31 protein-coding genes and 1 riboswitch are annotated in these 25,810 nt (G+C 64.3%); of the genes, 15 read left to right on the forward strand and 16 right to left on the reverse strand.

The window, feature by feature from the left end; translation table 11 throughout:
- Nucleotides 1–788, forward strand: a 788-nt coding sequence (locus AYJ54_RS33840) for a magnesium transporter CorA family protein (RefSeq protein ID WP_245329193.1), incomplete at its 5' end; no start/stop codon positions are given.
- Nucleotides 789–1,110: 322 nt separating this feature from the next.
- Entirely contained in the window at nucleotides 1,111–1,323 is a 213-nt protein-coding gene (locus tag AYJ54_RS33845) for a hypothetical protein (RefSeq protein WP_063705989.1), read from the forward strand.
- 150 nt (nucleotides 1,324–1,473) lie between these two features.
- Here the strand turns inward: AYJ54_RS33845 and AYJ54_RS33850 are convergent, their stop codons facing one another.
- The 3 genes from AYJ54_RS33850 to pdxH are packed head-to-tail and all read right to left on the reverse strand — an operon-like array spanning nucleotide 1,474 to nucleotide 3,672.
- The gene (locus AYJ54_RS33850; protein WP_063705991.1) at nucleotides 1,474–2,244 is read right to left on the reverse strand and encodes a class I SAM-dependent methyltransferase; all 771 of its coding nucleotides are present in this window, start codon (nucleotides 2,242–2,244) and stop codon (nucleotides 1,474–1,476) included.
- A 19-nt stretch (nucleotides 2,245–2,263) separates the two neighbouring features.
- Complete coding sequence (locus AYJ54_RS33855) at nucleotides 2,264–3,016, reverse strand: SDR family NAD(P)-dependent oxidoreductase (protein ID WP_136624101.1); 753 nt, start codon at nucleotides 3,014–3,016, stop codon at nucleotides 2,264–2,266.
- Nucleotides 3,017–3,030: 14 nt separating this feature from the next.
- Entirely contained in the window at nucleotides 3,031–3,672 is a 642-nt protein-coding gene (pdxH, locus tag AYJ54_RS33860; RefSeq protein ID WP_063705994.1) for a pyridoxamine 5'-phosphate oxidase, read from the reverse strand.
- A gap of 113 nt (nucleotides 3,673–3,785) precedes the next feature.
- Between pdxH and AYJ54_RS33865 the strand changes: the two genes are divergently transcribed.
- Nucleotides 3,786–4,196, forward strand: a complete 411-nt coding sequence (locus tag AYJ54_RS33865) for an RT0821/Lpp0805 family surface protein (protein WP_063705996.1) — start codon at nucleotides 3,786–3,788, stop codon at nucleotides 4,194–4,196.
- Between the two features lie 115 nt (nucleotides 4,197–4,311).
- Nucleotides 4,312–5,277, forward strand: coding sequence for a DnaJ C-terminal domain-containing protein (locus AYJ54_RS33870; protein WP_063705998.1), 966 nt, complete (start codon nucleotides 4,312–4,314; stop codon nucleotides 5,275–5,277).
- 320 nt (nucleotides 5,278–5,597) lie between these two features.
- Here the strand turns inward: AYJ54_RS33870 and AYJ54_RS33875 are convergent, their stop codons facing one another.
- Together AYJ54_RS33875 and AYJ54_RS33880 are read right to left on the reverse strand one after the other, a co-directional pair.
- Nucleotides 5,598–6,368, reverse strand: coding sequence for an anti-sigma factor family protein (locus tag AYJ54_RS33875; RefSeq protein ID WP_063706000.1), 771 nt, complete (start codon nucleotides 6,366–6,368; stop codon nucleotides 5,598–5,600).
- A gap of 106 nt (nucleotides 6,369–6,474) precedes the next feature.
- Nucleotides 6,475–6,963 carry a sigma-70 family RNA polymerase sigma factor gene (locus AYJ54_RS33880; protein ID WP_063706002.1) on the reverse strand — a complete coding sequence of 163 codons (489 nt, stop codon included), beginning with the start codon at nucleotides 6,961–6,963 and terminating at the stop codon, nucleotides 6,475–6,477.
- Between the two features lie 169 nt (nucleotides 6,964–7,132).
- On the opposite strand from AYJ54_RS33880, the gene fabI reads away from it, so the two are divergent.
- The 6 genes from fabI to AYJ54_RS33910 all read left to right on the forward strand — a co-directional run bounded on the left by fabI (nucleotide 7,133) and on the right by AYJ54_RS33910 (nucleotide 13,840).
- Entirely contained in the window at nucleotides 7,133–7,948 is an 816-nt protein-coding gene (gene fabI / locus AYJ54_RS33885; protein WP_063706004.1) for an enoyl-ACP reductase FabI, read from the forward strand.
- Nucleotides 7,949–7,960: 12 nt separating this feature from the next.
- Nucleotides 7,961–8,560 carry a histidine phosphatase family protein gene (locus tag AYJ54_RS33890; protein ID WP_063706005.1) on the forward strand — a complete coding sequence of 200 codons (600 nt, stop codon included), beginning with the start codon at nucleotides 7,961–7,963 and terminating at the stop codon, nucleotides 8,558–8,560.
- Between the two features lie 219 nt (nucleotides 8,561–8,779).
- Nucleotides 8,780–9,868, forward strand: a complete 1,089-nt coding sequence (aroC, locus tag AYJ54_RS33895) for a chorismate synthase (RefSeq protein WP_063706007.1) — start codon at nucleotides 8,780–8,782, stop codon at nucleotides 9,866–9,868.
- A gap of 256 nt (nucleotides 9,869–10,124) precedes the next feature.
- Nucleotides 10,125–11,315 carry an adenylate/guanylate cyclase domain-containing protein gene (locus AYJ54_RS33900; RefSeq protein ID WP_063706009.1) on the forward strand — a complete coding sequence of 397 codons (1,191 nt, stop codon included), beginning with the start codon at nucleotides 10,125–10,127 and terminating at the stop codon, nucleotides 11,313–11,315.
- Nucleotides 11,316–11,444: 129 nt separating this feature from the next.
- Nucleotides 11,445–12,194, forward strand: coding sequence for a hypothetical protein (locus AYJ54_RS33905; RefSeq protein WP_063706010.1), 750 nt, complete (start codon nucleotides 11,445–11,447; stop codon nucleotides 12,192–12,194).
- Between the two features lie 464 nt (nucleotides 12,195–12,658).
- Nucleotides 12,659–13,840 carry a radical SAM protein gene (locus AYJ54_RS33910; RefSeq protein WP_063706012.1) on the forward strand — a complete coding sequence of 394 codons (1,182 nt, stop codon included), beginning with the start codon at nucleotides 12,659–12,661 and terminating at the stop codon, nucleotides 13,838–13,840.
- Between the two features lie 70 nt (nucleotides 13,841–13,910).
- Here the strand turns inward: AYJ54_RS33910 and clpS are convergent, their stop codons facing one another.
- From clpS to AYJ54_RS33935, 5 genes are read right to left on the reverse strand one after another with little or no spacing between them, the layout of a single operon-like run.
- Nucleotides 13,911–14,216 (reverse strand): ATP-dependent Clp protease adapter ClpS, encoded by a 306-nt coding sequence (gene clpS, locus AYJ54_RS33915; RefSeq protein ID WP_063706014.1) that lies wholly within the window; start codon nucleotides 14,214–14,216, stop codon nucleotides 13,911–13,913.
- Nucleotides 14,217–14,262: 46 nt separating this feature from the next.
- Nucleotides 14,263–14,604 (reverse strand): DUF190 domain-containing protein, encoded by a 342-nt coding sequence (locus AYJ54_RS33920; protein ID WP_063706016.1) that lies wholly within the window; start codon nucleotides 14,602–14,604, stop codon nucleotides 14,263–14,265.
- Between the two features lie 2 nt (nucleotides 14,605–14,606).
- Nucleotides 14,607–15,035, reverse strand: coding sequence for a fluoride efflux transporter CrcB (crcB, locus tag AYJ54_RS33925; protein WP_063706018.1), 429 nt, complete (start codon nucleotides 15,033–15,035; stop codon nucleotides 14,607–14,609).
- 6 nt (nucleotides 15,036–15,041) lie between these two features.
- The gene (crcB, locus tag AYJ54_RS33930) at nucleotides 15,042–15,431 is read right to left on the reverse strand and encodes a fluoride efflux transporter CrcB (protein ID WP_063706020.1); all 390 of its coding nucleotides are present in this window, start codon (nucleotides 15,429–15,431) and stop codon (nucleotides 15,042–15,044) included.
- A gap of 48 nt (nucleotides 15,432–15,479) precedes the next feature.
- On the reverse strand, nucleotides 15,480–16,706 hold the full coding sequence (locus AYJ54_RS33935) for an MFS transporter (protein ID WP_136624103.1): 1,227 nt from the start codon (nucleotides 16,704–16,706) through the stop codon (nucleotides 15,480–15,482).
- An 89-nt stretch (nucleotides 16,707–16,795) separates the two neighbouring features.
- Nucleotides 16,796–16,873, reverse strand: a riboswitch (Fluoride riboswitch).
- Nucleotides 16,874–17,124: 251 nt separating this feature from the next.
- On the opposite strand from AYJ54_RS33935, the gene AYJ54_RS33940 reads away from it, so the two are divergent.
- Together AYJ54_RS33940 and AYJ54_RS33945 are read left to right on the forward strand one after the other, a co-directional pair.
- Nucleotides 17,125–17,976, forward strand: coding sequence for a DUF1194 domain-containing protein (locus AYJ54_RS33940; RefSeq protein ID WP_063706024.1), 852 nt, complete (start codon nucleotides 17,125–17,127; stop codon nucleotides 17,974–17,976).
- 177 nt (nucleotides 17,977–18,153) lie between these two features.
- The gene (locus AYJ54_RS33945; protein ID WP_063706026.1) at nucleotides 18,154–18,786 is read left to right on the forward strand and encodes a hypothetical protein; all 633 of its coding nucleotides are present in this window, start codon (nucleotides 18,154–18,156) and stop codon (nucleotides 18,784–18,786) included.
- A 15-nt stretch (nucleotides 18,787–18,801) separates the two neighbouring features.
- On the opposite strand, the gene AYJ54_RS33950 is transcribed toward AYJ54_RS33945, so the two are convergent.
- Genes AYJ54_RS33950 through AYJ54_RS33960 form a run of 3 tightly spaced genes read right to left on the reverse strand, consistent with a single transcriptional unit; the run spans nucleotide 18,802 to nucleotide 21,132 of the window.
- Entirely contained in the window at nucleotides 18,802–19,584 is a 783-nt protein-coding gene (locus tag AYJ54_RS33950) for an enoyl-CoA hydratase/isomerase family protein (protein ID WP_063706028.1), read from the reverse strand.
- A 59-nt stretch (nucleotides 19,585–19,643) separates the two neighbouring features.
- Nucleotides 19,644–20,474, reverse strand: a complete 831-nt coding sequence (locus AYJ54_RS33955) for a nucleotidyltransferase domain-containing protein (protein ID WP_063706030.1) — start codon at nucleotides 20,472–20,474, stop codon at nucleotides 19,644–19,646.
- A 19-nt stretch (nucleotides 20,475–20,493) separates the two neighbouring features.
- Nucleotides 20,494–21,132, reverse strand: a complete 639-nt coding sequence (locus AYJ54_RS33960) for a carboxymuconolactone decarboxylase family protein (RefSeq protein ID WP_063706032.1) — start codon at nucleotides 21,130–21,132, stop codon at nucleotides 20,494–20,496.
- A gap of 33 nt (nucleotides 21,133–21,165) precedes the next feature.
- On the opposite strand from AYJ54_RS33960, the gene AYJ54_RS33965 reads away from it, so the two are divergent.
- Together AYJ54_RS33965 and AYJ54_RS33970 are read left to right on the forward strand one after the other, a co-directional pair.
- Complete coding sequence (locus AYJ54_RS33965) at nucleotides 21,166–21,363, forward strand: VOC family protein (protein WP_063706034.1); 198 nt, start codon at nucleotides 21,166–21,168, stop codon at nucleotides 21,361–21,363.
- Between the two features lie 45 nt (nucleotides 21,364–21,408).
- Nucleotides 21,409–21,861, forward strand: coding sequence for a GNAT family N-acetyltransferase (locus AYJ54_RS33970; protein WP_063706035.1), 453 nt, complete (start codon nucleotides 21,409–21,411; stop codon nucleotides 21,859–21,861).
- Nucleotides 21,862–21,867: 6 nt separating this feature from the next.
- On the opposite strand, the gene AYJ54_RS33975 is transcribed toward AYJ54_RS33970, so the two are convergent.
- Complete coding sequence (locus AYJ54_RS33975) at nucleotides 21,868–22,926, reverse strand: class I SAM-dependent methyltransferase (RefSeq protein WP_063706121.1); 1,059 nt, start codon at nucleotides 22,924–22,926, stop codon at nucleotides 21,868–21,870.
- 300 nt (nucleotides 22,927–23,226) lie between these two features.
- Here AYJ54_RS33975 and AYJ54_RS33980 point away from each other — a divergent pair, with 300 nt between their 5' ends.
- The gene (locus tag AYJ54_RS33980; protein WP_063706037.1) at nucleotides 23,227–23,829 is read left to right on the forward strand and encodes an outer membrane beta-barrel protein; all 603 of its coding nucleotides are present in this window, start codon (nucleotides 23,227–23,229) and stop codon (nucleotides 23,827–23,829) included.
- A gap of 4 nt (nucleotides 23,830–23,833) precedes the next feature.
- Here AYJ54_RS33980 and AYJ54_RS33985 read toward each other — a convergent pair whose 3' ends face one another.
- Both AYJ54_RS33985 and AYJ54_RS33990 read right to left on the reverse strand, forming a co-directional pair.
- Nucleotides 23,834–25,081, reverse strand: a complete 1,248-nt coding sequence (locus AYJ54_RS33985; protein ID WP_063706039.1) for a class I SAM-dependent RNA methyltransferase — start codon at nucleotides 25,079–25,081, stop codon at nucleotides 23,834–23,836.
- Entirely contained in the window at nucleotides 25,074–25,808 is a 735-nt protein-coding gene (locus AYJ54_RS33990) for a TlyA family RNA methyltransferase (RefSeq protein WP_063706041.1), read from the reverse strand. Before AYJ54_RS33990 ends, AYJ54_RS33985 begins: the two co-directional genes overlap by 8 nt.
- Nucleotides 25,809–25,810: the final 2 nt, after the last annotated feature.

Below are 25,810 nucleotides of genomic sequence, written 5' to 3' on the forward strand. Positions count from 1 at the left end.
GCCGCCTCTATATCGAGAACAGCGCGCGCTACATGACCGCGACTCTGATGTGCCACTCCGATACCGACATGCCCCGAACCACGGCGGTGACCTTCATCCTCGGCGACCACCGCCTGGTGACGGTCCGCTACGACCTGCCCAAGCCGTTCGCGCTGGTCGAGGCCAAGCTCGCCCGTTCCTGCACCCCGACCATCACCGGTGAGATGGTGCTGATGGAACTCCTGGACGCCGTGATCGATCGTTGCGCCGATATTCTGGAGCGCTGCGGCGCCGAGATCGACCAGGTCTCGCATGACATCTTCGAGCCCGAGAGCGAGCGGCACGGCCATGCCAAGCAATACTCCCAGATCCTGATCTCGATCGGCCGCAAGGGGGATCTGACCTCGAAGGTTCGCGAGAGCCTGGTGTCGATCGGCCGCGTCGTCACCTTCCTCTCTGCGGTGGTGGAGGGCGTGAAATGGTCGAAGGACATGCGCGAGCAGCTCAAGACCATGCAGCGCGACGTGGCCTCGCTAACCGACCACGCCTCCTATCTCTCCAACAAGATCACCTTCGTGCTCGACGCCATGCTCGGCGTCGTCAATCTGGAACAGAACAACATCATCAAGCTGTTTTCGGTCATGGCCGTTGTCCTGATGCCGCCGACGCTGATCGCCTCGATCTACGGCATGAACTTCAAGGTGATGCCGGAGCTCGAATGGGTGCACGGCTATCCGATGGCGCTGGTGATGATGCTGGTCGCGGCGATCGTTCCGTACTGGATCTTCAAGTTCAAGAAATGGCTCTAAATGGCTCTAGATGTGAGCATGATCCGGAGAAGTGTGCAGCGGTTCTCACTCGCGACAAACGCGGGACGCGTTTGCGCGGAGATCATGCTCAAACAACAACCTAAAGCGCGATGACGATCATCGGGCTTTAGCGAAATAGCTACCGAGACCTTACGCCGTCCGCAGAGAGGCGGCGGATGGTGTCGCAGAATAGATCGGGATTCTGGCCGCGGAGTGATGCGTGCTCTCTGCCCCAATTCCTCCGGTAAAATTTGAGCAGTGGGCTGAACGTTTGGGCGAAACTTGTCTGCGATAAGCAGCGGATTAGCCGCGAGGAACAGCCATGGTTGAAAAACGCATAACGTCGCCCCGCAACGTCATCGATCTGGCGAGCTATCGTCAGGTCCTGGCGAGCGGCAAGGCGATGTCGGCACGTCTGTGCCGGCACTGTGGTGCTCCGCTGCTCGATGGCGAGAACGACGACGACTGCTCGACTGCGTTCAACAGGGCCGCTCCGCGGCTGCGCGAGACGTCGCGTCGGATTCGGGTCGATTGAGGAACGGAAGAACGGAGGGGTAAAGGCGATCCAGGTCTTGCGGCGGCTTTTCTGGATCGCCTTGCTTCCGCCCCAGGTGGCGGATTGACTGGCAAATGATTGTCGGTATGTCCCGAAGGACCAGGCTTGGGCCTCGCGCCTGTGCGCGCCTCAACGCCGCACGATCTCTGCTACGGATACCAGCGTCTCGGTGATGACGCCGTTGCGGCTGAAGGGCGCAAGGCGCTGCTCGACATCGCGCAGCATCGCCTCGATGTTGTCGCCCAATGCTTCGGGCGATGACGAGGAGAAGGTGAGGACACGTCGCGCGAGGTCACCCACGTTGATCTCATGGCTCGTCTCGACCCTGACCACGTCCACGGGGTGGAACGCGCTGTCGCGGAAGAAGGTCGGCAGGTCGCGATGTGTTCGCGCGCCGCGGCCGGACTCTTCCCAGAGGCCGGCTGGCGACCAGTTGCGGCGGGCTGCATTGTAGTCATCGAGCCACGGATTGCGGCCATCGGCGGTCGAGAACGACGCGCAGACGACGATCGCGCCGCCGTGCGGAACCAGGCGCTCGAACAGCGCGAGCGCGGGCGCACGATCCATCCAGTGCAGGGCACGCCCGATCGTCACGACGTCGAAGGCGTCGATGTCGGGCGGAAGCGTTTCAGCCGTGCTTTCGATCAACGCGAGGTCCCACCCCGCGCGCACCGCCGCGCGCCGTGCTGCGTCGAGCATCTCCGGCTCCGGGTCGACGCCGACGATGCGGCCGACATAGGGGGCGAAGCCGAGCGCCAGCAGCCCGGGCCCGGTACCCAGGTCGATCAGCGCACATTCTTTGGAGAGGGCGAGCTTCTGTGCGACGCTGCGAAAGTATTCTGGCGGGTAGGGCGGCCGCAGGTGTTCGTAGAGCGACGCCGTGGTAGCGAACCGACCCATCGTTCCGCCCTTGTCCGTCTTAAACGTGCTGGCCGCCGTTGATGTGAATCTCGGCGCCGTTGACGTAGGACGAGGTGTCCGTGCACAGCACGTAGATGATCTTGGCGACCTCGTCCGGCGTGCCGAGCCGGTGCATCGGAATTTGCTGGTCGACGATCCTCTCGGTACCCGGCGACAGGATCGATGTGTCAATCTCGCCGGGCGCGATCGCGTTGACGCGCACGCCGACGCGGCCGAAGTCGGAGGCCATCTCCCGCGTCAGCGCCGCGAGCGCGGCCTTCGAGGTGGCGTAGGCCGCGCCCGCGAAGGGATGGACGCGCGAGCCCGCGATCGAGGTGACGTTCACCACCGATCCCTTGGCCGCCTTCAGTTCCTCGATCAGCCCGCGCGCGATCATGATCGGCGCGAAGAAGTTGACGTGAAACACGTGCTTCCAGGTGTCGAGATCGGTGTCGACCGAGCCGAGGCGGCTGCCGCCCGGGCCTTTCGGCGAAATCGCGGCGTTGTTGACCAGGGCGTGGAGCGTGCCGCCTTCGAGACGGCGGCGGATCTCGGAAATCGCGCGAGAGGTGTCCTCGGGATCGCCGAGATCGACCTGGATGTGGTCCTCAGGGCCTGCGTCCCACGGGCAGTCTTCCGGAAACGGATGCCGCGAGCAGGTGATGACGCGCCAGCCTGCCGAGGAGAAGCGGATCACGGTGGCGTGGCCGATGCCGCGGCTTGCGCCGGTGAGGAGCAGCGTACGTCGCGGAATGTTGGATGGATGCGCCATGGACATCTTTCAGTTCAGGGATACATCCGCGTCTTGGACCACGGCTGGCCGACATCGTCACGACGAAATTCGATGCGGTCGTGCAGACGGAATGGGCGATCGTGCCAGAACTCGATGCGCAAGGGCGTGATACGCCAGCCGCTCCAGCCTGGCGGCCGCGGTACCTCGCCGATGACGTATTTGGCGGCGACCTTGGCGATCGCCTGCTCGAAGGCGAAGCGGCTTTCGAGCGGCTGCGACTGCTTGCTGGCCCAGGCGCCGATCTGCGCCTGCTTGGGGCGGGTCGCGAAATAGGCGTCGGCTTCGGCATCAGTCACCGGCGTCACGTTGCCGCGGATGCGGACCTGACGGCGCAGCGACTTCCAGTGAAAAAGTAACGCCGCCTTAGGATTTGCGGCGAGTTCGCGGCCCTTCTGGCTCGCGATATGGCTGTAGAAGACGAATCCCTCGGAATCGAAGCCCTTCATCAGCACCATGCGCACGTCGGGCAGGCCGTCGGGATCGACGGTTGCGAGCGCCATGGCGTTCGGATCGTTGGGCTCGCTCTTGATCGCTTCGTTCAGCCAGGCCTCGAACAGCGCGAACGGCTCGTCGGCGGCGGTGAAATCACCGGATGTTAAGGGTGTCTGGTGTTTCATCGAGGTCGTGTCGGTCATGTCTGGAGTCCGAGTTGCGTCCCGCGGCCCAAAGCGCGTTGTTGTCCGCTTCCGCCCTATATAGGGCATGGCAACGCGTTGGCCTATCGGCGATCCGGCCGTCCGGCCTCATCATGACGATGATTCTGATCGGCCTGGGCGCCGGCGGTTGCAGTTTCTCTCGGAACGGCAGCAACGGTCCGTTTGCCAAGGCCGACGAGGGCGACTTCACCGGCTCGATCGCGCGGTTGGCAAAGGACGCCGCACCGACCGAGACCGACCTCGCCTTTGCCCGCAATGCCGCCTCCGACGTGCTGAGCAAAGGCGACAAGGACTCCAGCCAGCATTGGGAGAATCCGCAGACCGGGGCCCGCGGCTCGGTGACGCCCATCGCGCAGTCCTACGCTGCGGAGGACGGCCGCAAGTGCCGCGATTTCCTGGCAAGCTACGTCAACGGCAACACCGAAAGTTGGCTCCAGGGGGCCGGTTGCCAAAGCAGCCATGGCCGCTGGGAGATTCATACGCTAAAGCCGTGGCGGAGCTAGGCTTAGCCCTGTTAGACTAGTTGCAAAAATACCACTCGCCCCCCACATGAAGTACGGGTCGGGCCGGGGAGCCCTTTGAACATTTCCGATTTCTTCCTTGAAGGAGACGTGACGGATGCGCGACCCCTATGAGGTCTTGGGGGTGCCGCGGAGCGCCAATGCTGCCGCGATCAAGAGCGCCTATCGCAAGCTTGCCAAGAAGCACCATCCAGACAGCAACAAAGGCGACCCGAAGGCCGCCGAGCGCTTCGCCGAGATCAACTCGGCCAACGAGATCATCGGCGACGAGGACAAGCGCAAGCAGTTCGATCGCGGCGAGATCGACGCCGAGGGCAAGCCGCGCTTCCAGGGCTTTCCGGGCGGCGGTGGTCCGCGCGGGCGGGCGGGTCCCGGCGGCTTCGAGAGCTATACGTTCCGCAGCGGCGGCGGTGGGGCCGGCGCGGGCGCAGGCGCGTTCGAGGACATCCTCAACAGCATGTTCGGCGGCGGGATGCGCGGTGCGCGGCCCGGGGCCGGCGGCAGTGCCCAGTTCGAATTCGACACTGGCGGGATCGGGCTCGATCTCGACCTGAACGTTGCCATGACCGTCTCGCTGGAAGAGGCGGTCAAGGGCGGCGACAAACGCGTCCGGCTGCCGAACGGCAAGGAACTCAACGTCAAGATTCCGGCCGGCGTCACCGAGGGCCAGCAGATCCGGTTGAGGGGGCAGGGCGAGACGGCACAGGGCCATCCGCCGGGCGACCTCCTGATCACCATCAGCATCGCCCCGCACCCTTACTTCAAGGTCGAGGGCTCCGATTTGCGAATCGATCTGCCGGTCACGCTCTATGAGGCGGTGCTCGGCGGCAAGGTCCGCGTGCCTACCCTCGGCAATGCCGTGGAACTGTCGGTCCCCAGGAACACCTCCAGCGGCCGGACCTTCCGTCTCAAGGGGAAAGGCCTGCCGAAAGCCGGCGGAACCGGGGACCTCTTCGTCACCATCAGGATTATGCTACCGGATGGGAACGACGCCGAGCTTGAGGCATTGATGGAGAAGTGGCGGGACCAACATCCCTATAATCCGCGTAGCGGGCTCGGCTAGGGCGCGAGCCGAGGCTGCTTGGACAACCGGAGCATTCTCTTCCCGATAGGATGATGCTCGACATACGCCTGAAGCGCGGCAGCGCTTCGACGCTGATGTGGTCGACGTATCGGCTGTCCGGCGGGGCAGCCGATAAATAGGTGCGGCCTCGAGAGGGGGACCAGCGCGGTACCAAAAACCCCAATCGAGGCCGCCGCGTCGATCGGCGGATCGAACGCTACTCATTTTCGCGTGATCATCCGGTGCGATAATGAGACGCACGCATGTCTTGATTCCAAATTTTCAATGTCGGAATCGAGGCACCGTGCTCGCGCAGGTGTTTAGGATCCGTTTTTCTCGGCTTGGTCGTAGACGGCCTGCGCCACCTTGGTCAGCCGGTCACGGTCGCTGCCGCCGCTGACGACATAGCCGACGCCGCGATCGGCCCAGAACAGCGCGCTGTCCTTGTCCATTTTGGCGTAGCGCATCTGAGTCGCGCCGCTCTCGGTCTTGGCGGAATAGATCGTGAACCGCTCGCCCGAGGCGCCCTCATACATCAGGAACGACGCCGGGCCATTCGGCCCCGGCAGCAGCCTGCCGCCGACCAGCTTGAGCCCGCTCGCCTCCAGATTCGGCGCGAACACAGTCCAGCCGCAGCGCTTGGTCAGCCAGGCCTGGAGATGGTCGCGCTCGTTGCCGGGGACCTCGACGGGATGGCGCACCTCGACGACATAGAGGCGGTGGGCGTCGAGCGCGTCCTCCGTGAAGCTCTGGAACGTCGAGGGCGCGTTGGCGGCGCCATGCGCGATCCAGCCGGCCGTGCCGCCGGCGACGAAAGCAACCAGGGCAGCCGCGGCGGCGCCATACAGCCATTGCCTCGGACGGCGCTCCAGCCGCTCGAGCTCCAGCCGCACCGGCACCGGCTCGTGGGCGACGGCGTCGTAGCGGGCGTGCAGCATCTGGGCCATGGCGCGCCAGGATTGCACGCGCTCGTCGTCCTCGGGGTTGGCGGCGAGCCAGGCCTCGACGTCGGCGCGGCGCTCCGCTGGCAACTCGCCGTCGACGTAGGCGTGCAGTTCATCTTCGGTCACGGAAATCTTGCGGTCGTTCATATCGGTCGTCTCTGGCTCTGCGGCCCAAAATATCGTTCGCGGCTTGCCTGCGCTTTGTCCCTCTGCACGCAGAGGACGCGACACGCGCGATGCATCAAATCCGCCATCATTTCACCCGCCTGAGCGCCGGGCGCTCGCCTTCCAGCGATGCTTTAACGTGAGCGCGGGCTCGCGCCAGGCGGGACATTACGGTACCGATCGGCACGCCCTGGATGTCGGCGACCTCGCGGTAGCTCAGGCCCTCCAGCATCACCAGCAGGAGCACCGAGCGCTGCTCCTCGACGAGTGTCGCCAGCGCCTTCTCGATATCGCGTCCTTCGGCTTCCGTTCCGCTGGCATCCGGGTTGTTCTCCGTCAGCTGCATGAACTGCGGCCGCCGCGCCAGTGAGCGTCTGCGATTCTTGTTGAGGTTGGTCAGGATGGTGTAGAGCCAGCTCCTGACATCGCCTCCGAGGAACAGCCGCTCCGAACGCAGCGCCCGCACCAATGTATCCTGCACCAGATCGTCGGCCGCATCCGCATCGCGCGTTAGCGCGCGGGCGTAGCGGCGCAACGCCGGGATCATGGCCTCCACACTCTGGCGAAATGCACTCATGCCGTATTGAAATCCTGCCGTTCGGCGCGAGCGCCTCGATCATCATAACACCCGAACGGAACGGCTATTCCGGCCCTCGAAACAGCGTTAACGCCGCGTATTAGGACTGTACCGCGCCGGAGGGCTGGTGTACCTCCAGATATCAACCCGCTCGATGGGACGACAAGAAATGGCGCAGAATTCAGGTCTGATGCAGGGCAAGCGCGGGGTGATCCTCGGCGTTGCCAACAATCGCTCGATCGCCTGGGGCATCGCCAAGGCATGCCACGCGGCCGGCGCCGAGCTCGCCTTCACCTACCAGGGCGATGCGCTGAAGAAGCGTGTCGAGCCGCTCGCCGCCGAAATCGGCGGTCTCGTGCTCGGTCATTGCGACGTCACCGACGCGGCGACCATCGACGCCGCGTTCGCCGTGCTGAAGGAGAAGTGGGGCAAGATCGACTTCCTGGTGCACGCGATCGCCTATGGCGAGCAGCTCGAGGGCCGCTATGTCGACACCACGCAGGAGAACTTCACCAAGTCGATGCTGATCTCCTGCTACTCGCTCACCGCGGTCACGCAGCGCGCCGAGAAGCTGATGACCGACGGCGGCTCGATCGTCACGCTGTCCTATTACGGCGCCGAGAAGTGGATGCCGCACTACAACGTGATGGGCGTGGCCAAGGCGGCGCTGGAGGCCAGCGTGCGCTACCTCGCCGCCGATCTCGGCGAGAAGAACATCCGCGTCAACGCGATCTCGGCGGGGCCGATCAAGACGCTCGCCGCCTCCGGCATCGGCGATTTCCGCTATATCCTGAAGTGGAACGAGTACAACGCGCCGATGCGGCGCAACGTGTCGACCGAAGACGTCGGCGGCAGCGCGCTGTATTTCCTCTCTGACCTGTCGCGCGGCGTCACCGGCGAGGTGCATCACGTCGATTCCGGCTATCACGTGCTGGGCATGAAGCGGCCGGACGCGCCGGACATCTCGCTGGGCGGGAAGGACTAACCCGCCAAACGCATGCCCGTGCCCACGATCTACTATCTTCGCCACGGCGAGACCGAGTGGAATTTGCTCGGGCGGCTGCAGGGCGCCAGGGACATTCCGCTGAATGCACGCGGCCGCGCCCAAGCGGTGCAGGCGGCCGGCATCCTGGCCGGTCTGTTGAAGCGCGACGGCCGCAACAAGGCCGCGCTGCCCTACGTGTCGAGCCCGCTCGGCCGCGCGCGCTCCACCATGGAGCTCGTGCGCGGCAAGCTAGAATTGCCGGTCGCCGACTATTCGCTGGACGATCGCCTGCGCGAGATCGGCTACGGCAGCTGGGAAGGGCTGACGCTCGCCGAGAGCGAAGCCTCCGATCCCGATGTCTATGCCCGCCGCCTCGCCGACAAATGGACGGTTGCCCCGAAAGACGGCGAGACCTATGCGGCAGTGCAGCTGCGCATGCTCGACTGGTACGAGTCGCTTCTGGTCGACACCGTCGCGGTCGCCCATGGCGGCACCGCCCGGGCGCTGATGGTCGCCCTCGGCATCGAGACCCCCGCCAGCGCCGCGGAGCTCTATATCGAGCAGGGCACCGTCTACGTGTTCCGCGACGGGCGACTGGAGAAGTATAGTTAACTACCGGCGCCACGTCCTCCGCCGTCATGCCCGGGCTCGTCCCGGGCATCCGCGTACTTTCTCGCTGGCGGCAGCGAAGAACGTGGATGGCCGGGACATAGGCGAGCGGAAGCGACGCCGTCCTTCGGACGGCTATGCCCGGCCATGACGACCGTGGAGGTATTTGACCCCCATTTCAGAGCGCGTTAAGTCAGCACTGACTTAAGAGCCAAAGCAGCGATGTCCTTCAACACCTTCGGCCACATGTTCCGCGTCACCACCTTTGGCGAGAGCCACGGGGTAGCGATCGGCTGCGTGGTTGACGGTTGTCCGCCGCTGATCCCGCTCGCCGAGGCCGACATCCAGCGCGATCTCGATCGCCGCCGGCCGGGTCAGTCGCGCTTCACGACCCAGCGCCAGGAGCCGGACCAGGTCAAGATCCTGTCCGGCGTGATGGCGCATCCGGAGACCGGAGTGCAGGTGACGACGGGCACGCCGATCGGACTTCTGATCGAGAACACCGACCAGCGCTCGAAGGACTATTCCGAGATCAAGGACAAGTTCCGCCCCGGCCACGCCGACTTCACCTACGAGGCCAAATACGGCCTGCGCGACTATCGTGGCGGCGGGCGCTCCTCGGCGCGCGAGACGGCGATGCGGGTCGCCGCCGGCGCAATCGCGCGAAAGGTGCTGCCCGGTGTAACGGTGCGCGGCGCGCTGGTGCAGATCGGCCCGCACAAGATCGACCGCGACAAGTGGGACTGGGACGAGGTCGCCAAGAATCCGTTCTTCTGTCCCGATAGGGACAAGGCCGCTTTCTTCGAGACCTATCTCGACGGCATCCGCAAGAGCGGCTCCTCGATCGGCGCGGTCATCGAGGTCGTCGCTGAAGGCGTGCCGGCGGGACTGGGCGCGCCGATCTACGCAAAGCTCGATTCCGATCTGGCGGCCGCGATGATGACCATCAACGCGGTGAAGGGCGTCGAGATCGGCGCCGGTTTTGGCGCGGCCGAGCTCACCGGCGAGGAGAACGCCGACGAGATGCGCACCGGCAATGACGGCACGCGCTTTCTGTCCAACCACGCAGGCGGCGTTCTGGGCGGTATCTCCACGGGACAGCCGGTGGTGGTGCGCTTCGCGGTGAAGCCGACCTCGTCGATTCTCCAGCCGCGCCTGACGGTCGATCGCAAGGGCGCAGACACCGAGATCATGACCAAGGGCCGCCACGACCCCTGCGTCGGCATCCGCGCCGTTCCCGTCGGCGAGGCGATGATGGCCTGTGTGCTGGCCGATCATTTCCTGCGCGATCGCGGGCAGGTCGGGCGTTAAGGCGATAACTGAATTGGTATGAGCCGAGGAAGGTGGTTCACCTCTCCCGGAGGGAGAGGTCGGATCGCATCAAAGATGCGATCCGGGTGAGGGGTTACAATCTCACTGTGCACTGCGGCCCCTCACCCGGATTGCTTCGCAATCCGACCTCTCCCCGCTGGGGAGAGGTGAGCACATCGTGATTGGCGCTTGAAGGTCGCAACACTGGTCCTCTGCGCAGCTTGACGGCGCCACAACTTGGTCCGCAAATGCGGGCATGGAAACCTCCAAGCTGCAGCGGATCATCAACTGGCTGATCGACGGCGCCAGGTCGTCGGGAGGGCCGGCCGAGATGATCGCCGATGTCTGCGAACATCTGGTCGAAGCCGGCTTGCCGCTCTGGCGGTTCGGCATCTTCATCCGTACGCTGCATCCGGAAATCTTCGGCCGCAACTTCATCTGGCGGCAGGGCAAGGAGGTCGAGGTCGGCACCGTCGATTTCGAGATCCTGGACACGCCTGAATTCGCCCAGAGCCCGCTTCGGATCGTGTTCGAGCAAGGGCTGGAGGTCAGGGGACGCACCGACGATCCCGACAGCAAGCGGTTTCCGTTCCTCGACGACATGCGCGCCGAAGGCGTGACGGACTACGTCGCGATGCCGATGCCGTTTCTCGATGGATCAATCCACGCGACGAGCTGGACCACACGACATCCCGGCGGCTTCAGCGATGACGACATCGCGACGATCCGGGCCATCATGGCGCCGCTCGCGCGCGTCAGCGAGATCGTCAGCCTGCGCCGCACCGCCGCGATGCTGCTCGACACCTATGTCGGCAATCGCGCCGGCGCGCGCATCCTCGGCGGCCAGATCCGCCGCGGCCACACCGACACCATGCAAGCCGTGATCTGGCTCTCTGATCTACGCGGCTTCACCGCACTGTCGGACCGGCTACCGGCTGAGACCGTGGTCGAGATCCTCAATCACTATTTCGACTGCCAGGTCGCCTCGATCCGGGAGCACGGCGGCGAAGTCCTGAAATTCATGGGTGACGGCCTGCTGGCGGTGTTCCCGATCGACCAATATGTCGGTGACACCGCCCACGTCTGTTCGCGCGTGCTGGAAGCTGCGCGCGCGTCCCGCGCCAGCGTCGATGCACTGGCGATCCCGGTCGGCGAAGTGGTCGAGCGCTTCCGCTTCGGCGTCGCGCTGCATGTCGGCAGCATCCTTTACGGCAACATCGGCGGCGGCAACCGGCTCGACTTCACCTGCATCGGCCCCGCCGTCAATCTCGCGGCACGGCTGGAGAAGATCGCTGGCCGGGTCGGGCGGACCGTCGTGGCCTCCGAAGGCTTTGCAAACTCCTGTCGCCAGAGCTGGCGCGAGCTCGGCGAGTTTCCGATCGCGGGGTTCTCGCAGGCGCAGCGCGTGTACGGGCTCGCCGAAGAGGCGCCGGTGGTGATGGCCTAGGGGCTGCTCGTATAGAGGCAGCTAGCGCCATCAATCTCATGCCCCCTCATTTTCCGCCGCTCATGCCTTGCTTCGGCCGCAAAGCGAGAATTGAACAGGCTAAACACTAGCGTGTTCTGAGGTGTCTTTATGGAAGCACCTGCGAAGACGGCATCTTCTGATCTGGCGGACGAGCTCACCGCGCACGCGGTCGCGAGCATCGAGACGGCCGATCATTTCTCATTTCCCTTCCCCCATATTGTCTTCCGCAATTTCTTTCCCGCGGGTTTTTATCGGGAGCTGGTACGGAGTGTTCCCGGCGAGGGATACGATCCGATCACGGATACGGGAACGCGTCTGGCGCTGCGCCTCTATGGCGAGAATCTAGAAAAGATCGAACCGGCATTGCGGCCCGCCTGGGCTGCGGTGTCGACCATGTTGACCTCCGACAGGGTCGAGCGGGCGATCCGCAACAGGCTCCGTGACGGGCTGGAAATTCGTGCCCGCGGCGACAAGGTGCCCGGCGCCGACGATCTGCAACTGGTGGCAAAGCCGGTGGTCTACCGCGACAGGGACGGCTACCGGATCAAGCCGCATCCGGACACCCGCAAGAAGGTTGTGACGATGCAGCTTTATTGCCCGGCGGACACCAGCCAGGAAGCTCTCGGCACGACGCTCTATCGAGCTTCCCTCAAAGGCCTGTTTCATGTTGGCTCCTACTGCCTTGAGCCCGTGAAAACCATCCCCTTCCTGCCCAATGTTGGGTATGCGTTCGTGGTCCTGAAGGCCTATCACTCGCTGACAAGGATGAGCTGGCACGGCCGCCCGCCGATCAAGACCGATCAGCCCCGGATCTCCATTCTCAACACCTTCTACATGAACGAGCATGTGGGCTTCTGATCATTGGCCACAGGCGTTGAAGTCCAGTGGCCCGAGCCCGACCACGTTGCCGCTGCAATAGAAAAGGTATAGTCTTTGTCGTTGCTCAGCCGGCTCGACATGCCGGCCTGTCGTTCGATCCCTGCACTGCGTCGCGAAAAGAGGAGCATCACCATGCCGATTACGACGCTGAAGGTTTTGGCGAGTCTCATACAACTGCACGGGCCAGGCGCAACAATTCAGAGCGATCATCAGGGTATCGACGCATTGCTGAACGATCTGCGGGGACAGGGTGCGGAGCAAGGCGTTGTCTCCGACGAACCCGTGGCGACCCAGGCCGCGTTCAGACGAGGCGGTTTTGCCAAAGGGCCCAATGCAGGCGCCTTTCGCAGGGCGGGATATGCTCCGGGCGTGGGTGCGTTCCGCCGAGGGGGATTTGTTCGAGGGTACTAGATAAGTTTCCTCCAGCCCGTCTCGGTATCGGCATGTCGGCTGACGGTTCAGATTGTGTCGCCTTCCTGGATCAGCCGATCACGCAGATGCTGGTCAAGGTTGCGACCAGATGCAACATCGACTGCTCTTATTGTTACTGGTTTCGGGACGCGTCCGTTTATAGCAAGCCGAAGCTGATGAGCCCTGATGTGCAGCATCGGTTGCTGCAGCGCATCGAGGAGCACGCTGTCAGATACTCCCTGGTCGATTTTCCCATCATTCTGCACGGTGGCGAGCCGTTGCTGTGGGGCGTCGAGAACTTCCACCGCTTTGCCGAGGCTTGCGAGGCCATTTCATCACGCACGGGTTGCGACATACCCATCGCGGTCACGACCAATGGCGTGTTGATCGATGACGAATGGCTCGATTGCTTCGAGGCCCGCAACATTTCGGTTGCGATCAGCCTGGACGGGCCGGCACATATTCACGATCTCCACCGCAGGACATTTCAGGGTACGGGCACCCATGCTGCCGTGGAACGTGCCGCTCGTATGCTGGTATCGCGCAACATTGGCGTTATTGCCCTGGCCGTCTGCAATCCCGCTTACGCGCCGCAGCAATACGCCGATTTCTTTGCCGCGTGTGGAATCTCCAACTACGACATCATGATCCCCGATGCGACGGTGGATGAGAGGCCGCCATCCATTGGCGCATTCTACAAGGGGCTGTTCGACCTGTGGCTGGAAGCAAATCGCACGACGCCGACGACCAATATCCGCATCATCTCTGACATGATCACCGCCCTGCTTGGCAACAATTCGCCGACCGAGGGCGTGGGCCACAAACCCGTCGAGCTTTGCACCGTGATGACCGATGGCACCGTGGAGGCCCACGATGTGCTGCGGATTGCGGGCGACGGCTTCACGAACACCCACTTCAACATCTTCGATCATGCGATCGATGAGGTCAGGAATGAGCCTCGCTGGAAAGCCGCACGCGATGCTTCAATCAATCTTTGTGCGAAGTGTCGCCAGTGCAAGTTCATGAACGCCTGCGGGGGAGGCTATCTTCCGCACCGTTTCTCCAGGAAAAACGGTTACGACAATCCTTCAGTCTATTGCGACGATCTCTATTCGATGTTTGAGAACATGCAATCCGTACTGGAGAGCCATCTCTATGTCAGCAAGCCGGACGGGGGGCGCGTCAACGTGCGCGACACGCTGGCTGGCGTCTAGGCTCGCGCCGGTTTTGCAGCATTGTTGATGATCTCTGGCGGGAATGCAAAGTCGGCAAAACGCCTAAGGCCTATTCCTCCGGCTCCGTCGTGAACAGCAGCGGATAGCCCTTGGCGCGGCCGGCATCGGTGGCGCGGGTCGCCTTGGTCTCGGCGACGTCCTTGGTGAACACCGCGACCACGCAGGCGCCCAGCTTATGCGCGGTGATCATGACCTTGTAGGCTTGGTCCTCGGTCATGCGGAATTCGGCCTTCAGCACCATGGTAACGAATTCGCGCGGCGTGTAGTCATCGTTGATGAGGATGACCTTGTGCAGCCGCGGCCGCTCGACCTTGGTCTTGGTTCTGGTTCTCGGCGTGGTGACGGTGTCGTTCATTCCGCCTCCTGAAACGGCGGGGCACACGGGTTCCAGCCGCTTGCGTTCAGCTCGCGGCCTTCTCACCATATTGCAGGACCTGCACCTTCTCCAAGGTGATCAGGCCACTCGACATCATGCCGTCCAGGATGGGCAGGAATGCGTTGATGTTGTCCTCGCTGTCGACGATCTCGATCAGAAGCGGAAGATCCTCGGACAGCCGCAGGATTTTCGAGGTGTGCAGCCGGCTCGACTTGCCGAACCCCATCGGTCCGCGCAGCACGGTGGCGCCGGCGAGGTGCCGCTCGCGCGCCGTCATCACGATAGCTTCATAAAGCGGCTTGCCGTCGAAATGATCGCTCTCGCCGATGAAGATCCGGAGCAAAACTGCCTGACGGGGAATTTGCATGATCAGCTCCTTTTCAAGCGATTGTAGCGGCTCGCCATCATATGGCCGAGCCAGACCGAGACCAGCCAGCAGATGAGGGACGCCGTAATATAGGCCAGTGCCGTGCCTTTCAGGCTGGCGTGGAACAGGCGGAAGGTCTCCAGGCTGAAGGTCGAGAAGGTGGTGTAGCCGCCGCAGAACCCGGTCATGACGAATTGCCGGTGTTCGGGCCGCGCCAGCACGCGGCCGTCAGGTCCGGTCAGCGTCGCATAGAAGCCGATGATCAGCGATCCCGTGGCGTTGATGAACAGTGTCGCGAAGGGGAAGCCCGGTCCGGTGTCGAGCGCAATACCGACGAGGTAGCGCGCCAGGCCGCCGATGATGCTGCCGGCGGCAACCCAGGCATAGAGCATCGCGCTGCGCCACCGGTCGGCCGAGGAGGGAATGGTCATGTGCAGCTAACCTCCAAGCCGATCCGCAAGGAAGAAGCCGCAACTGACCGCGGTAAGGCACAGGCCGACCGAGAACACGATGTTGCCGAGCGCGGGGAGCTGCTCGCCGTTGCGCGCCAGCGTCAGCGTTTGCAGGCTGAAGGAGGACACGGTGGTGTAGCAGCCGAGGAAGCCGGTGACGGCGAACAGCCATGGGGTGGGCGATGCGAAGACCGAGCCGGAATGCGTCGCCAGCGCGCCGAAGATGCCAATCAGGAAGGCACCGGTGACGTTGATGGTCATGGTGCCCCAGGGAAATGTCTCGCCCAGCCGTCGCGCGATCGCGCCGGAGACGAAATAGCGCGCGCAGCCGCCAAGCACGCTGCCGATCACGATCGCGGTCAATCCGCTCAGCACGTCCGCCTCTCATTTGTCGTCGTCTTCATGATTGCCCCTTTGTCGTCTTCATGATTGCCCCTTTGATGTCGTGGCCGGTGTCGTGATGCCGTTGCCGATCGCGAGCAGGCCTGCGAGCGAGACCAGGGCGAAGCCGAGCCCCGCGAGGAATGTTCCGGCCGGTCCGTAAGCGTCCCACAGCGCGCCCGCGATGATGCTCGCCGCCAGCATCGCAAGCCCGGTGAACAGGTTGAAATAGCCGAACGCGGTGCCGCGTAAGTGTGGCGGGGCGGCGTCGGCGACGAGCGCCGCGAACAGCCCTTGGGTCAGCCCCATATGCAGGCCCCACAGCACGACGCCGAGCGCGAGGCCCGCCAGGCTTGGCAGCAAGGCGAGTGCGAGATCGGCGGCGGCGAGGAACACGAGACCAAGCGCAAGCAGGCCGGTCCGGTTGATCCGGTCCGACAGCACGCCGGCCGGATAGGCCGAGAGCGCGTAAGTGATGTTCATCAGCACCAGCACCGCCGGTACCCACATCGCGTTGAGCCCGATGCTCTGGGCCCGCAGGATCAGGAAGGCCTCGCTGAAGCGCGCGAGCGTGAAGACGACGCCGACCGCGACCACGCGCCAGTAGACGCCGCCAAGCTGCCGCATGGCGGCGAGGTTGAGCGGATTTTTCGCTGGCTGCCGGCTTGCGTCCGGCTCAGGCTCGTTTACCGCGAGCGCGATCAGTCCGAAGGACAGGAAGGCCGGCACCACGGCCACCCAGAATACCGCGGCAAAATTGTCCGCGGTCCACCACATCAGTCCGATCGCCGCGAGCGGCCCGACGAAGGCGCCGATCGTGTCGAGCGACTGGCGCAGGCCGAAGCTTGCGCCGCGCAGGCCCGGCGGCGCGAGATCGGCGATCAGGGCATCGCGTGGCGCACCGCGAATGCCCTTGCCGACGCGGTCGATGAAGCGCGCCGCGACCAGCCATCCGGCGCTGGGCGCCAGCGGGAACAGCGGCTTGGTGCAGGCGGCAAGTCCATAGCCGAGCGCCGCGAGCAGCTTGCGCCGGCCGAGCCAGTCCGACAGCGCGCCCGAGAAGATCTTTGTGATCGAGGCCGTCGCCTCTGCGATGCCCTCGATGAAGCCGACGGTGAGCGTGGAAGCGCCAAGCACGGTGACGAGATAGACCGGCAAGAGCGCGTGGATCATCTCGGAGGAGATATCCATCAGCATCGAAACGAAGCCGAGGATCCAGACCCCCTTCGGGACCCAGTCGGGTGCTGGATGTGGCGTCGTCGTCGTCACGTCTTGCCTTCCGTCATCAGACAACAAAAAACCCGCCATCGGCGGGTTTGTCCATGCTCCCGCCGAAGGCAGGGCTTCGCATTGCCCCACCTCGAGCAGGAGTCATCAGCCCACTACGGTCGTTGGCCGCCGGGCGGTTATCGGGGGACTCCATCCCCATCTGTGTGTGCAAGCCTAGCATGGAAATCGCGCTGCACAAGGGTAGGGGCCGCGTTCGTCATTCCGGGTTCGACTCTTCGAGCCGCCCTGAATGACAGCGTGTGTGACCGCGCGCGTCTCGCGGCGCGACCGTGGCAGAGCTGCGGCAGCTTTGCGCAACAGTGCAAATTCCTAACTCGAATGTGAAGCCCGGACGATCTTCGCGCTTTGCGGCAGCGCGATTGCATGTCACCATCGCGTCGTACGACGGGAGGGCGCTATGCGCTTGCTGTTCTCGATCGGGGCTGTGCTGGTTGCCGGCGTGCTTGCCGGGGGTGATGTCGCGAGCGTCGCGGCGCCGGGATCCAAATATCAACCGCAGCGACAAGCGGCCGCCGACAAAGACGCGCAGTCGGTCGATGTCGAACTGATCCTCGCGGTCGACGTCTCCTACTCGATGGACATGGACGAACTCGCGATCCAGCGCGAAGGTTACGCGCAGGCGATCGAGTCGAAGGAGTTCTTGCAGGCACTCAAGCTGGGCCCCAACGGCCGGATCTCGGTGACCTATTTCGAATGGGCCGCCTCCAACGACCAGAAGATCATCATTCCATGGCGGCTGATCGACGGGCCCGAGACGGCGGACGCGGTCGCCGCCGAGATCATGAAGACGCCGATCCGGCGCGCCTCGCGCACCTCGATCTCCGGCGCGATCGGCTTCGCGGTGCCGCTGTTCGAGGAGGATCCCTATCGCGGGCTTCGCCGCGTGATTGACATCTCCGGCGACGGACCCAACAACAATGGCGGCCCGGTCACGGTGGCGCGCGATGCGGCGCTCGAGAAGGGCATCGTCATCAATGGCCTGCCGATCATGGTCAAGGAGCCGTCCTATTCGACCATGGATATCGACAATCTCGACTATTACTACGAGGACTGCGTCGTCGGCGGCCCCGGCTCCTTCGTGATCGCGATCAAGGACCGCGAAAAGTTCAAGGAGGCGATCCGCACCAAGCTCTTGATGGAGGTCGCCGGCAAAACACCCGAGCGCCCAGTGACGCGCGTCGCGGACAAGGAGCCGCGCGTGAACTGCCTGATCGGCGAGAAGATCTGGCAGGACCGCTGGGGGCGCTGAAGTACACCTCGGATGAGACCATTTGCCTCATCTCGCCCGGTGGTTGAATTTAACCCCTCGTTAACCAGGGCGCGGCCCTAATCCGATTGTGTCTGGTTGTTTCCGGACGTGTCTCGACATTGCTGCTGCGTGCGCGAACCAAAGCAGCTTTGTCAGCTTCGTCCGCCGAGCAATCCAATGGCCATCGTCACTCAAAGCACCAGCCAGATCTCGCCCGCCATGGAGCGGGCCTATCACCAGAGCAATCTGCTCGGTGAATGGAAGGGCAATTGGGCCGGAAACAACCAGGCCGTCGGCTTCAAGGTGGTGAATATCCGCGGCGCCCGGGCCCAGGTCGAATACACCCATAACGGACACACCGAGCGCGGCATCGGCGAGGTGGACGGCGCGACCATCACCTTCGGCTCGGTCACGATCGGCACCAAGAATGGCAAGAGCGCCGTGCTGCTGTTCTCCGAGGGCGGCGGCAAGGCGAGTGCGTACATGGAAAAGCAGGCGCAAGCGGCGGACGACAACCGTCTCATTGGAAGCTGGGGCGGCTATTCGGTCGACAACGGCAAGAGCGCGAGCTTTCGCGTGCTCTCCATCAACGGCAAGGAAGCCCAGGTCAGCGTCACCACCGACGGCATCACCCGCCAGGGCACCGGCCTCGTCTACAGGAACGTCATCATGTTCGGCCAGTCGCAGATCGCGACGGATGACGGCAAGAACGGCAAGGTCATCTATCAGGTCGGCAGCAAGTCCTTCACGGTGCCCGTGACGAAGTATCCGCCGGCCGATTCGTCATCCTCGGTGGACAGGACCGCCTGAGGCGGCTTTCCCTCCTTACCATCTGGGCTCGCGCTTTTCGACGAAGGCTCTCAAGCCCTCCTGAGCCTCGTCCGAGGTTGCCACATTGCAGAAATCGTCGACCGCGCTGGCAATGCTGCGCCGATAGTCCAGGTCGATCTGGCGCATGAACGCGGCGCGGCCCATCCGCAGCACCGCGGCCGATTTTGCGGCGAATTGTCCTGCGAGCTTCAGCACCTCGGCGTCGAGCTCGGCATCGGGGACGACGCGGTTCACCACGCCAAGCTCGCGCGCTTCCTCCGCGCTGAAGACGCGGCCGGTAAACAGGAGCTCGAAGGCGCGGTGGCGCCCGACGATGCGCGGCAGATGCGCGTAGTGGATCGCGGGAATGACGCCGACATCGATCTCCGGATAGCCGAGCGTTGCGCTCTCACTCGCCAGCACGACGTCACACGACACCGCCATGGTCATGCCGCCGCCGCGTGCCGCGCCGCCCACCGCGGCAATCGACGGCTTTCCGAGACAGTACTGAGCGTCGTAAAGGTCGATATAGAGCGCCTGGAGGAACTCGCGGATCTGGGCGCCGGATTTGCCGAGCAGGATGTCGAGATCGAGGCCGGCCGAAAAGCGCTTGGCGAGAGCACTCGCCAGCACGACCACGCGAGCCGCGGGATCGTCGGCGGCACGGCGAAGGGCGGCAACCACCGCGCGGATGACCTCGAGGCTCAGCGCATTGACGGGCGGGCGGCGCAGCGTGATACGGGCAATTTTGTCGACGAGCTCGTAGCTCACGGGATTGTCCGGTCTCTCTGATGTCATTGCTGTCCCCTGTTTCGAAGCCCGCTTCAGAAGGAACATTGTCCGTCCACTCTGGCCCATCAACGCGGTTCGAGTGCCGCCAACGACCGTTCGATTCCCCGCAGGTTTGTGAGCGCCGTCCCGAACGCGTGGTTTCCGATGCGTCGCCAGATTGCCGAGGTCTGCTCCATCAGGTCCGGAATCGTCAGCGGAAACTCCGCGGCCTGCTGCAAGGCCGCCTTCTCGTTGATAAGATATTCTCCGTTGAGCGCAAACAGGACCTGCGTGACGCAGGCGAGTGCGCGGTAGGCGCAGCCGGCGACATGGATCTGATCCTCGCGCAGCGCGGCAAGCTCGGCATTCTCGATGCTGAACAGGATTTCCCATCGAAAGCGCCGGATCAGCGCGTCGCGCAGGGGCATTGGATAGGGCCGCGCGATCGACTTCAGGTCCGCTATCACCGCGCGCTCGTCGCGCAGTGCCTGACAACAGGCGATCTCGCCCATCCAGATCGCCGAGCAGAACCCGTGCGGATGTCCGGGTTGATAGTCCATGGTGATCTGTCCCGCCCGGCAAGCCTCGATTGTTCGCCGGACCGCATCGATATTCCGGTAGAGCAGGTCGACCTTCTGCCCCTCAATCGTCAGCCACGCGCCGCCGACGACCCACGGGCCCCATTCGCCGACCGAGGTGACCGTCGTCGCCTCGGGATCGTCGGCGAGCTGCCGCACTGCCTGTTGCAGGCGATCGGTGTCGAGCTTGGTGTTGTCGGAGAAATACAGCCCGATGTCGTAGTCGGAGTTTTCGTGCGACGTCCCTCGCGCGCGCGAGCCCCCGAGCACGATGGCCGCGACGCCGGGCACATCGGCCAAGGCCGATGTCAGGCGGGTCAGGAGCGGGTCGTGCGGCATGGATCGGTGTATCGCGTCCCTATTTTGCGAGCGGCGGCAGCGGCGGCACGCTGTCGTTCGGCGCTTCCGCCTGCATCGTGATCAGCGTCATCGAGACCAGGTCATAATAGCCGATCAGGCCGATGATATCCATGATGCCGCGCTCGCCGAACTTTTGCTGCGCGGTGCGGTAGATCTCGTCCGACACCTTCTTGTCGCGATAGAGCGCCATCGCGAGGTCGTAGAGGGCCGCTTCGTCGTCCTTCATCGCCTGCGGCCGCACCCCGCTCGCGATGTCCTTTGCGACCTGCGGATCGAGCCCGGCCTTCATGGCGAGCGGATAATGCGCGAACCACTCATATTGCGCTGTCCACTGCCGCGCCGTGATCAGGATGGCGAACTCGCTGAGCCGTGCCGGCAGCGAGCTGTTCCAGCGCAGATAGTCCGACATCGCAGAGAGCCGCGGCGCCAGTTCGGGGTTGCGGATGTAGGCGCGGTAGGGCGGGTTGGTGAACTTGGCATTGCGCGGCGGCGTCGCGATCGCATCGGCCCATTCCTTCTGTGGCGGCGAAAGCTCGTCCGGCTTGAGCGGCGCGAAGCGCGTGGTGTCCGCGGCGTGGCCAAGCCCCGACGTCGTGACAGCAAGCAAAAGAACGAGCGCCGGTCCGAGATATTTCATGACATTCCTCCCATTTGGCGGACTCTCGCCGCCTTGATCGATCGCCAGCTTACGTTGCGACGCGAGCCGTGCAAGGCCGACGTCGACCAGCTCTATGCCGAGTTGTCGCGGCGCGGAGCCAGGCTGATCAAGCAGCCGCAGGACCGCGATTACGGCATGCGCGATTTCGACGTCGTCGACGTCGACGGGAATCAGCTTACATTCGGGATGGGGACGGACGCTTCGAGCTGACATCGCCGGCGGCGCGTGACCGGCTCAACCTGAGGAAAGTGCCGCATGCCAATCGCCAGGCTGGGTCAAGAGAGTGATCTTCCCGCGCTGCTCGACTTGTTTCGTGCCTCAGACGTCAGCGCCGCCGCGGAGCCGGCAAGAGCCGCGGAGATATGGGCGGAGATCCTGGCGCGCGACAATCTCGCCGTGTTCGTCTCGGAGGCCGAGAGCAGGATCGTCGCCACCTGCATGCTCATCACCGCGCCGAACCTCCTGCGCGGCGGCCGGCGCCACGGCTTTCTCGAGAATGTCGTGACCCATCCCGAGTATCAGGGGCGCGGCCATGGACGCGTCGTCGTCGCCGCCGCGCTTCAGGAAGCCTGGGCGAAGGACTGCCACCACGTGTTGATGCAGAGCGGTCGCAAGGATCCGCGCGTGCATCGCTTCTACGGGGCTTGCGGCTTCGTGCCGGGCTTGCGGGTCGGCTATGTCGCGCACAGGCCCGCGCGCCCGGCATGATGGAGCTCAGGCCCGTGCCTCCAGGATCAGGTTGAAGGGCGTTTCGGCGGCACGACGGAAGCGCGTCAAGCCACCCTCGCGCGCGACCTTGCGCAGTCTTGCCTCGCCGGCTTGAGCACCCAGCGCCAGGCCGACCTCCTGATCGAGCGATGCCGGCGTGCAGATCATGGTCGACGCCGCGTAAAAGACGCGCCCAACCGGGTTGAGGTTGTCCTCGAGGCGGTCGCCTGCGAACGGCTCGACCAGCATGCAGGTGCCGTCATTCGCCATGGTCTCGCGCACGTGACTGATGGCGCCGACCGGATCGCCCATGTCGTGCAGGCAATCGAAGAAGCAGACGAGATCATATCCTTCGGCCGGATAGGTTTTGGCCGAGTGAACGGCGAAGCTGACCCGATCGCCCAGCTTCGCTTCGGCGGCAGCGTTTCGCGCCGCCTCGACCGAGCCCTCGTGATAGTCGAAGCCGTAGAAGCGGGAATTCGGGAAGGCTTCCGCCATCAGCCGTGTCGAGACGCCGTGCCCGCAGCCGACATCGGCGACCTTGGCGCCGCGCTTGAGTTTCTCCACGACGCCCTCGAGCGCGGGCAGCCACTCCTGCACCAGATGATGCTTGTAGCCGGTGCGGAAGAAGCGGGCAGTGCCGCAGAACAGGCACTCGCTGCGCCGGTTCCAGCCGACGCCCTTGCCGGACTTGAATGCGTCCGTAATCTTCGGCTCGTCCAGAAACGTCGAGGCAATCACGCTGCCGAACGCGCCAAGGAAAACCGGGCTGTCCTCGTCGGCAAGCGCCATCGCCTGCTCCGGCTGCATCGAGAACTTGCCCGAAGCGGAATCATATTCGATGTAACCGGATGCCGCCTGGCTCGCCAGCCATTCGCGGATGTAGCGCTCCGTCGCTCCGGTGGCGCTCGCGAGCTCTGAAGAGTTCATCGGTCCCTTGGTGGCGAGGGTACGGTAGAGACCGAGCTTGTCCCCGAGCAGGACCAGCGATGCATTCATCGCCGCGCCGAACTCGGTGACCATCTTGCCCATAAAGGCATTCAACCTGTCGGAATTGACCTCCATGACAGCCTCCATGCAATGTCGGGAATTCACAAAATATTGCGCTGGCTGGACCGCGGCTTGGCCGCTCTTCCCACGGGAGAGGGACGGTTCAGAAGGCCGCGGGCCCTCTATGTGGGTCAAGCCGGCGCGCGGCAGGTTCAACGCGTCGGGACAAACGACCGCACCCGATTGCCTAAAGTGCTCTCGAAATCGCCACGAAGACGTTTTTTGGGAACTGGAGGAAGCGATGACCGGCGTCGCTTCGCTGGCATTCGCGATATCCGGAGCGTATAAGTTACGAACGTTTTGACGGTAGCCTGAATGTCCAGCCTCGCAGGTTCATGCGGTCTCGCAACTCTGTTCGCCATGCTTTGCCTGGGCGGAGCACCGGTTCATGCGCAAGTTGCGCCCCTGCGGTATTGGATACCGGGCGGGCCTTTCGGCCTCAGTGGCAGTGCGGGCCAGAGCTCCGATACCTACAGCAATTTTCCAAGCTTCAATGCCGGCGATACAGGCGGGCGCTATAATTTTTCGAACGGTTTCTTTGTCGGAAGCGAACGCGGCAATCTTGGTTGGAGCGGCCTCAGCCAGGCTGGAACATCCGGCAATTTCAGTGCGCTCTCTTATGAGGGCACGCAGTTCGGTTACAACTACAAGACTGCAGGTGGCATGCCCGTCACGTTCTTTGCCGGCCTCGACACGCTGAAATACACTAACGGCCTTGGTAGCTCGCTGGCGCCGCTCACCTCCAGCACCGCACCCGGCTACGGCGCGTTCGCGGGCGTCGAATTCAAGCCCACCTCCAACCTCAGCCTGTCGTTCGGAGTCGGTTACACCGAGCAGCAATCGGGACGCATGGACAGCGACATCAATTCGTCCATGCTCCCCGGCGAATCGCCGGTTTTCGGCGGCCTTCGCCGTTAAGAGATTACCGCGTAAACCGCGCCACCAGTTCGACGTGCGGCGTGTGGCGGAACTGGTCAACCGGGACCACTGCTTCCAGCCGATAGCCGCCGTCGATGAGCAGCCGCGCGTCGCGGGCGAAGGTCGCGACGTTGCAGGACACCGCGACCACCACGGGTACCTTCGCCGAGGCGAGCTTCAAGGCCTGCGCCTGTGCGCCCTGGCGCGGCGGATCGAACACGACGGCGTCGAAGTCGCGCAGCTCCTGCGGCACCAGCGGGCGCCGGAACAGGTCGCGCGGCTCGCACCTGATCGGCTTCAGCCCCGGCGTGCGCGCGGCTTTCGCGAGCGCGGCGATCGCCCCGGCGTCGCTGTCGTACGCTGCGATGCGCGCCTTTTCCGCAAGCCGGAGCGCGAACGGGCCGACGCCGCAGAAGAGATCGGCAACCTCCTTGGCCTTGCCGACGCGCGCGGCGACGAGCGCGGCAAGCGTCTCCTCGCCCGCGACCGTTGCCTGCAAGAACGAGCCCGGCGGCAGCGTCACCTCGGCGCGGCCCATTTGCACCGTCGGCGGCAGGCGTTGCAGCACGAGTTCGCCGTGCCGCGACAGCCGCGCCAGGCGGTGTTGCTCGGCGACGCGCGACAGCGCCGTGATCATCGGCGTGGGCAGCGGGCCGGAGCCGCGCACGTCGACATCGAGGCCGTGCTTGGTGGCCGTGACCTGGATGTCGAGCGGCTTCGTCACCGGGATCTTTGACTTCAGCGGCTCGGCGAGCGCCCAGGCGGCATCGAGCGCGCCCTCGAGCGCGGGATCGAGGATGGGACAGCGATGGATCGGGATGACGTCGTGCGAGCTTGCGGCGGCAAAGCCCACCTTGAGGACGTCGTGCGTGCCGAACCGGCCGTGCAGCGTGACGCGACGGCGGCCGGCGCCATGGGCATCGACCAGCGGCGCCACCTCGCACTCGATGCCAGCTTGCGCCAGCGTTTCGACCACGATGCCGCGCTTCCAGGCGTGATAGGGCTCGGCCGCCCAATGCTGGATCGCGCAGCCGCCGCAGACCCCGAAATGCGGGCAGAACGGTGCGATGCGCTCGGGACTCGCGACATCGACCGCGAGCAGCTTGCGGCGATCGGGATGATGGCCCGCGACGTGCTCGACCTCGACGGTTTCGCCGCCGAGCGCATAGGGCACATAGATCGCCTCGCGCGCGTCGAGCGAGACGCCGTCGCCGCGATGGCCGACGTGATCGATCGTCAATCGTTCAACCACGGCGCGCGCCCAGGAAGAATTCGATATTGCCGTCGCCGCCCTTGATCGATGAAGGAAACACCTCGATGTCGGTGCAGCCGAGCGAGGCTGCGAAGGCCGCGATGTCGTCGCAGATGTCCTTGTGCACGGCGGCGTCGCGGATGATGCCGCGCTTGTTATGTTTTCTGTCAGCCTCGAATTGCGGCTTGATCAGCGCGAGCAGGCTCATCGGCGCTGCCGCCAGCGACAGCGCCACGGGCAGCACCGTCTTCAGCGAGATGAAGCTGACATCGATGACGACGATGTCAGGCCGCGCCGGTAGCCGCTTGCCGTCATAGCTGCGGATGTCGGTCTCCTCCATCGACACGATTTTCGGATGGCCGCGCAGCGATGGATGCAACTGGCCGGTGCCGACGTCGACGGCGAAGACGAGGCTGGCGCCGTTGGCGAGCAGCACCTCGGTGAAGCCGCCGGTGGAGGCGCCGACATCGAGGCAGATATGGTCCTCGATCTCGATGGGATACCGCTCCAGCGCGCCCGCAAGTTTGACGCCGCCACGCGAAACATAGGGATGCGCCGGCTCGGCCTGGATCACCGCGTCCTCGGCGATGGTCTCGGACGGCTTCGTGACCGGCCTGTCGTCGGCCGTGACGAGACCGGCCTCGATCGCCGCGCGCGCCCGCGCCCGGCTCTCGAACAGGCCGCGCTCGACCAAAAGAACATCCGCGCGCTTGCGGGGAGGGGACATCA

It is taken from the genome of Bradyrhizobium centrolobii (assembly GCF_001641635.1).
In the GTDB taxonomy this organism is placed as follows: domain Bacteria; phylum Pseudomonadota; class Alphaproteobacteria; order Rhizobiales; family Xanthobacteraceae; genus Bradyrhizobium; species Bradyrhizobium centrolobii.

Bases quoted from the DNA above. Each gene is read 5' to 3' on its own strand.
- AYJ54_RS33980 (WP_063706037.1), top strand. From the start codon at position 23,227: ATGTCCAGCCTCGCAGGTTCATGCGGTCTCGCAACTCTGTTCGCCATG.
- crcB (WP_063706018.1), bottom strand. From the start codon at position 15,035: ATGACCATTCCCTCCTCGGCCGACCGGTGGCGCAGCGCGATGCTCTAT.
- AYJ54_RS33870 (WP_063705998.1), top strand. From the start codon at position 4,312: ATGCGCGACCCCTATGAGGTCTTGGGGGTGCCGCGGAGCGCCAATGCT.
- AYJ54_RS33955 (WP_063706030.1), bottom strand. From the start codon at position 20,474: ATGCCGCACGACCCGCTCCTGACCCGCCTGACATCGGCCTTGGCCGAT.
- AYJ54_RS33945 (WP_063706026.1), top strand. From the start codon at position 18,154: ATGGCCATCGTCACTCAAAGCACCAGCCAGATCTCGCCCGCCATGGAG.
- AYJ54_RS33900 (WP_063706009.1), top strand. From the start codon at position 10,125: ATGGAAACCTCCAAGCTGCAGCGGATCATCAACTGGCTGATCGACGGC.
- AYJ54_RS33940 (WP_063706024.1), top strand. From the start codon at position 17,125: ATGCGCTTGCTGTTCTCGATCGGGGCTGTGCTGGTTGCCGGCGTGCTT.
- AYJ54_RS33855 (WP_136624101.1), bottom strand. From the start codon at position 3,016: ATGGCGCATCCATCCAACATTCCGCGACGTACGCTGCTCCTCACCGGC.
- AYJ54_RS33950 (WP_063706028.1), bottom strand. From the start codon at position 19,584: ATGACATCAGAGAGACCGGACAATCCCGTGAGCTACGAGCTCGTCGAC.
- AYJ54_RS33975 (WP_063706121.1), bottom strand. From the start codon at position 22,926: ATGGAGGTCAATTCCGACAGGTTGAATGCCTTTATGGGCAAGATGGTC.
- AYJ54_RS33990 (WP_063706041.1), bottom strand. From the start codon at position 25,808: ATGTCCCCTCCCCGCAAGCGCGCGGATGTTCTTTTGGTCGAGCGCGGC.
- pdxH (WP_063705994.1), bottom strand. From the start codon at position 3,672: ATGACCGACACGACCTCGATGAAACACCAGACACCCTTAACATCCGGT.
- AYJ54_RS33880 (WP_063706002.1), bottom strand. From the start codon at position 6,963: ATGAGTGCATTTCGCCAGAGTGTGGAGGCCATGATCCCGGCGTTGCGC.
- AYJ54_RS33845 (WP_063705989.1), top strand. From the start codon at position 1,111: ATGGTTGAAAAACGCATAACGTCGCCCCGCAACGTCATCGATCTGGCG.
- clpS (WP_063706014.1), bottom strand. From the start codon at position 14,216: ATGAACGACACCGTCACCACGCCGAGAACCAGAACCAAGACCAAGGTC.
- AYJ54_RS33875 (WP_063706000.1), bottom strand. From the start codon at position 6,368: ATGAACGACCGCAAGATTTCCGTGACCGAAGATGAACTGCACGCCTAC.
- AYJ54_RS33910 (WP_063706012.1), top strand. From the start codon at position 12,659: ATGTCGGCTGACGGTTCAGATTGTGTCGCCTTCCTGGATCAGCCGATC.
- AYJ54_RS33920 (WP_063706016.1), bottom strand. From the start codon at position 14,604: ATGCAAATTCCCCGTCAGGCAGTTTTGCTCCGGATCTTCATCGGCGAG.
- AYJ54_RS33970 (WP_063706035.1), top strand. From the start codon at position 21,409: ATGCCAATCGCCAGGCTGGGTCAAGAGAGTGATCTTCCCGCGCTGCTC.
- AYJ54_RS33865 (WP_063705996.1), top strand. From the start codon at position 3,786: ATGACGATGATTCTGATCGGCCTGGGCGCCGGCGGTTGCAGTTTCTCT.
- fabI (WP_063706004.1), top strand. From the start codon at position 7,133: ATGGCGCAGAATTCAGGTCTGATGCAGGGCAAGCGCGGGGTGATCCTC.
- AYJ54_RS33890 (WP_063706005.1), top strand. From the start codon at position 7,961: ATGCCCGTGCCCACGATCTACTATCTTCGCCACGGCGAGACCGAGTGG.
- AYJ54_RS33960 (WP_063706032.1), bottom strand. From the start codon at position 21,132: ATGAAATATCTCGGACCGGCGCTCGTTCTTTTGCTTGCTGTCACGACG.
- AYJ54_RS33850 (WP_063705991.1), bottom strand. From the start codon at position 2,244: ATGGGTCGGTTCGCTACCACGGCGTCGCTCTACGAACACCTGCGGCCG.
- AYJ54_RS33905 (WP_063706010.1), top strand. From the start codon at position 11,445: ATGGAAGCACCTGCGAAGACGGCATCTTCTGATCTGGCGGACGAGCTC.
- aroC (WP_063706007.1), top strand. From the start codon at position 8,780: ATGTCCTTCAACACCTTCGGCCACATGTTCCGCGTCACCACCTTTGGC.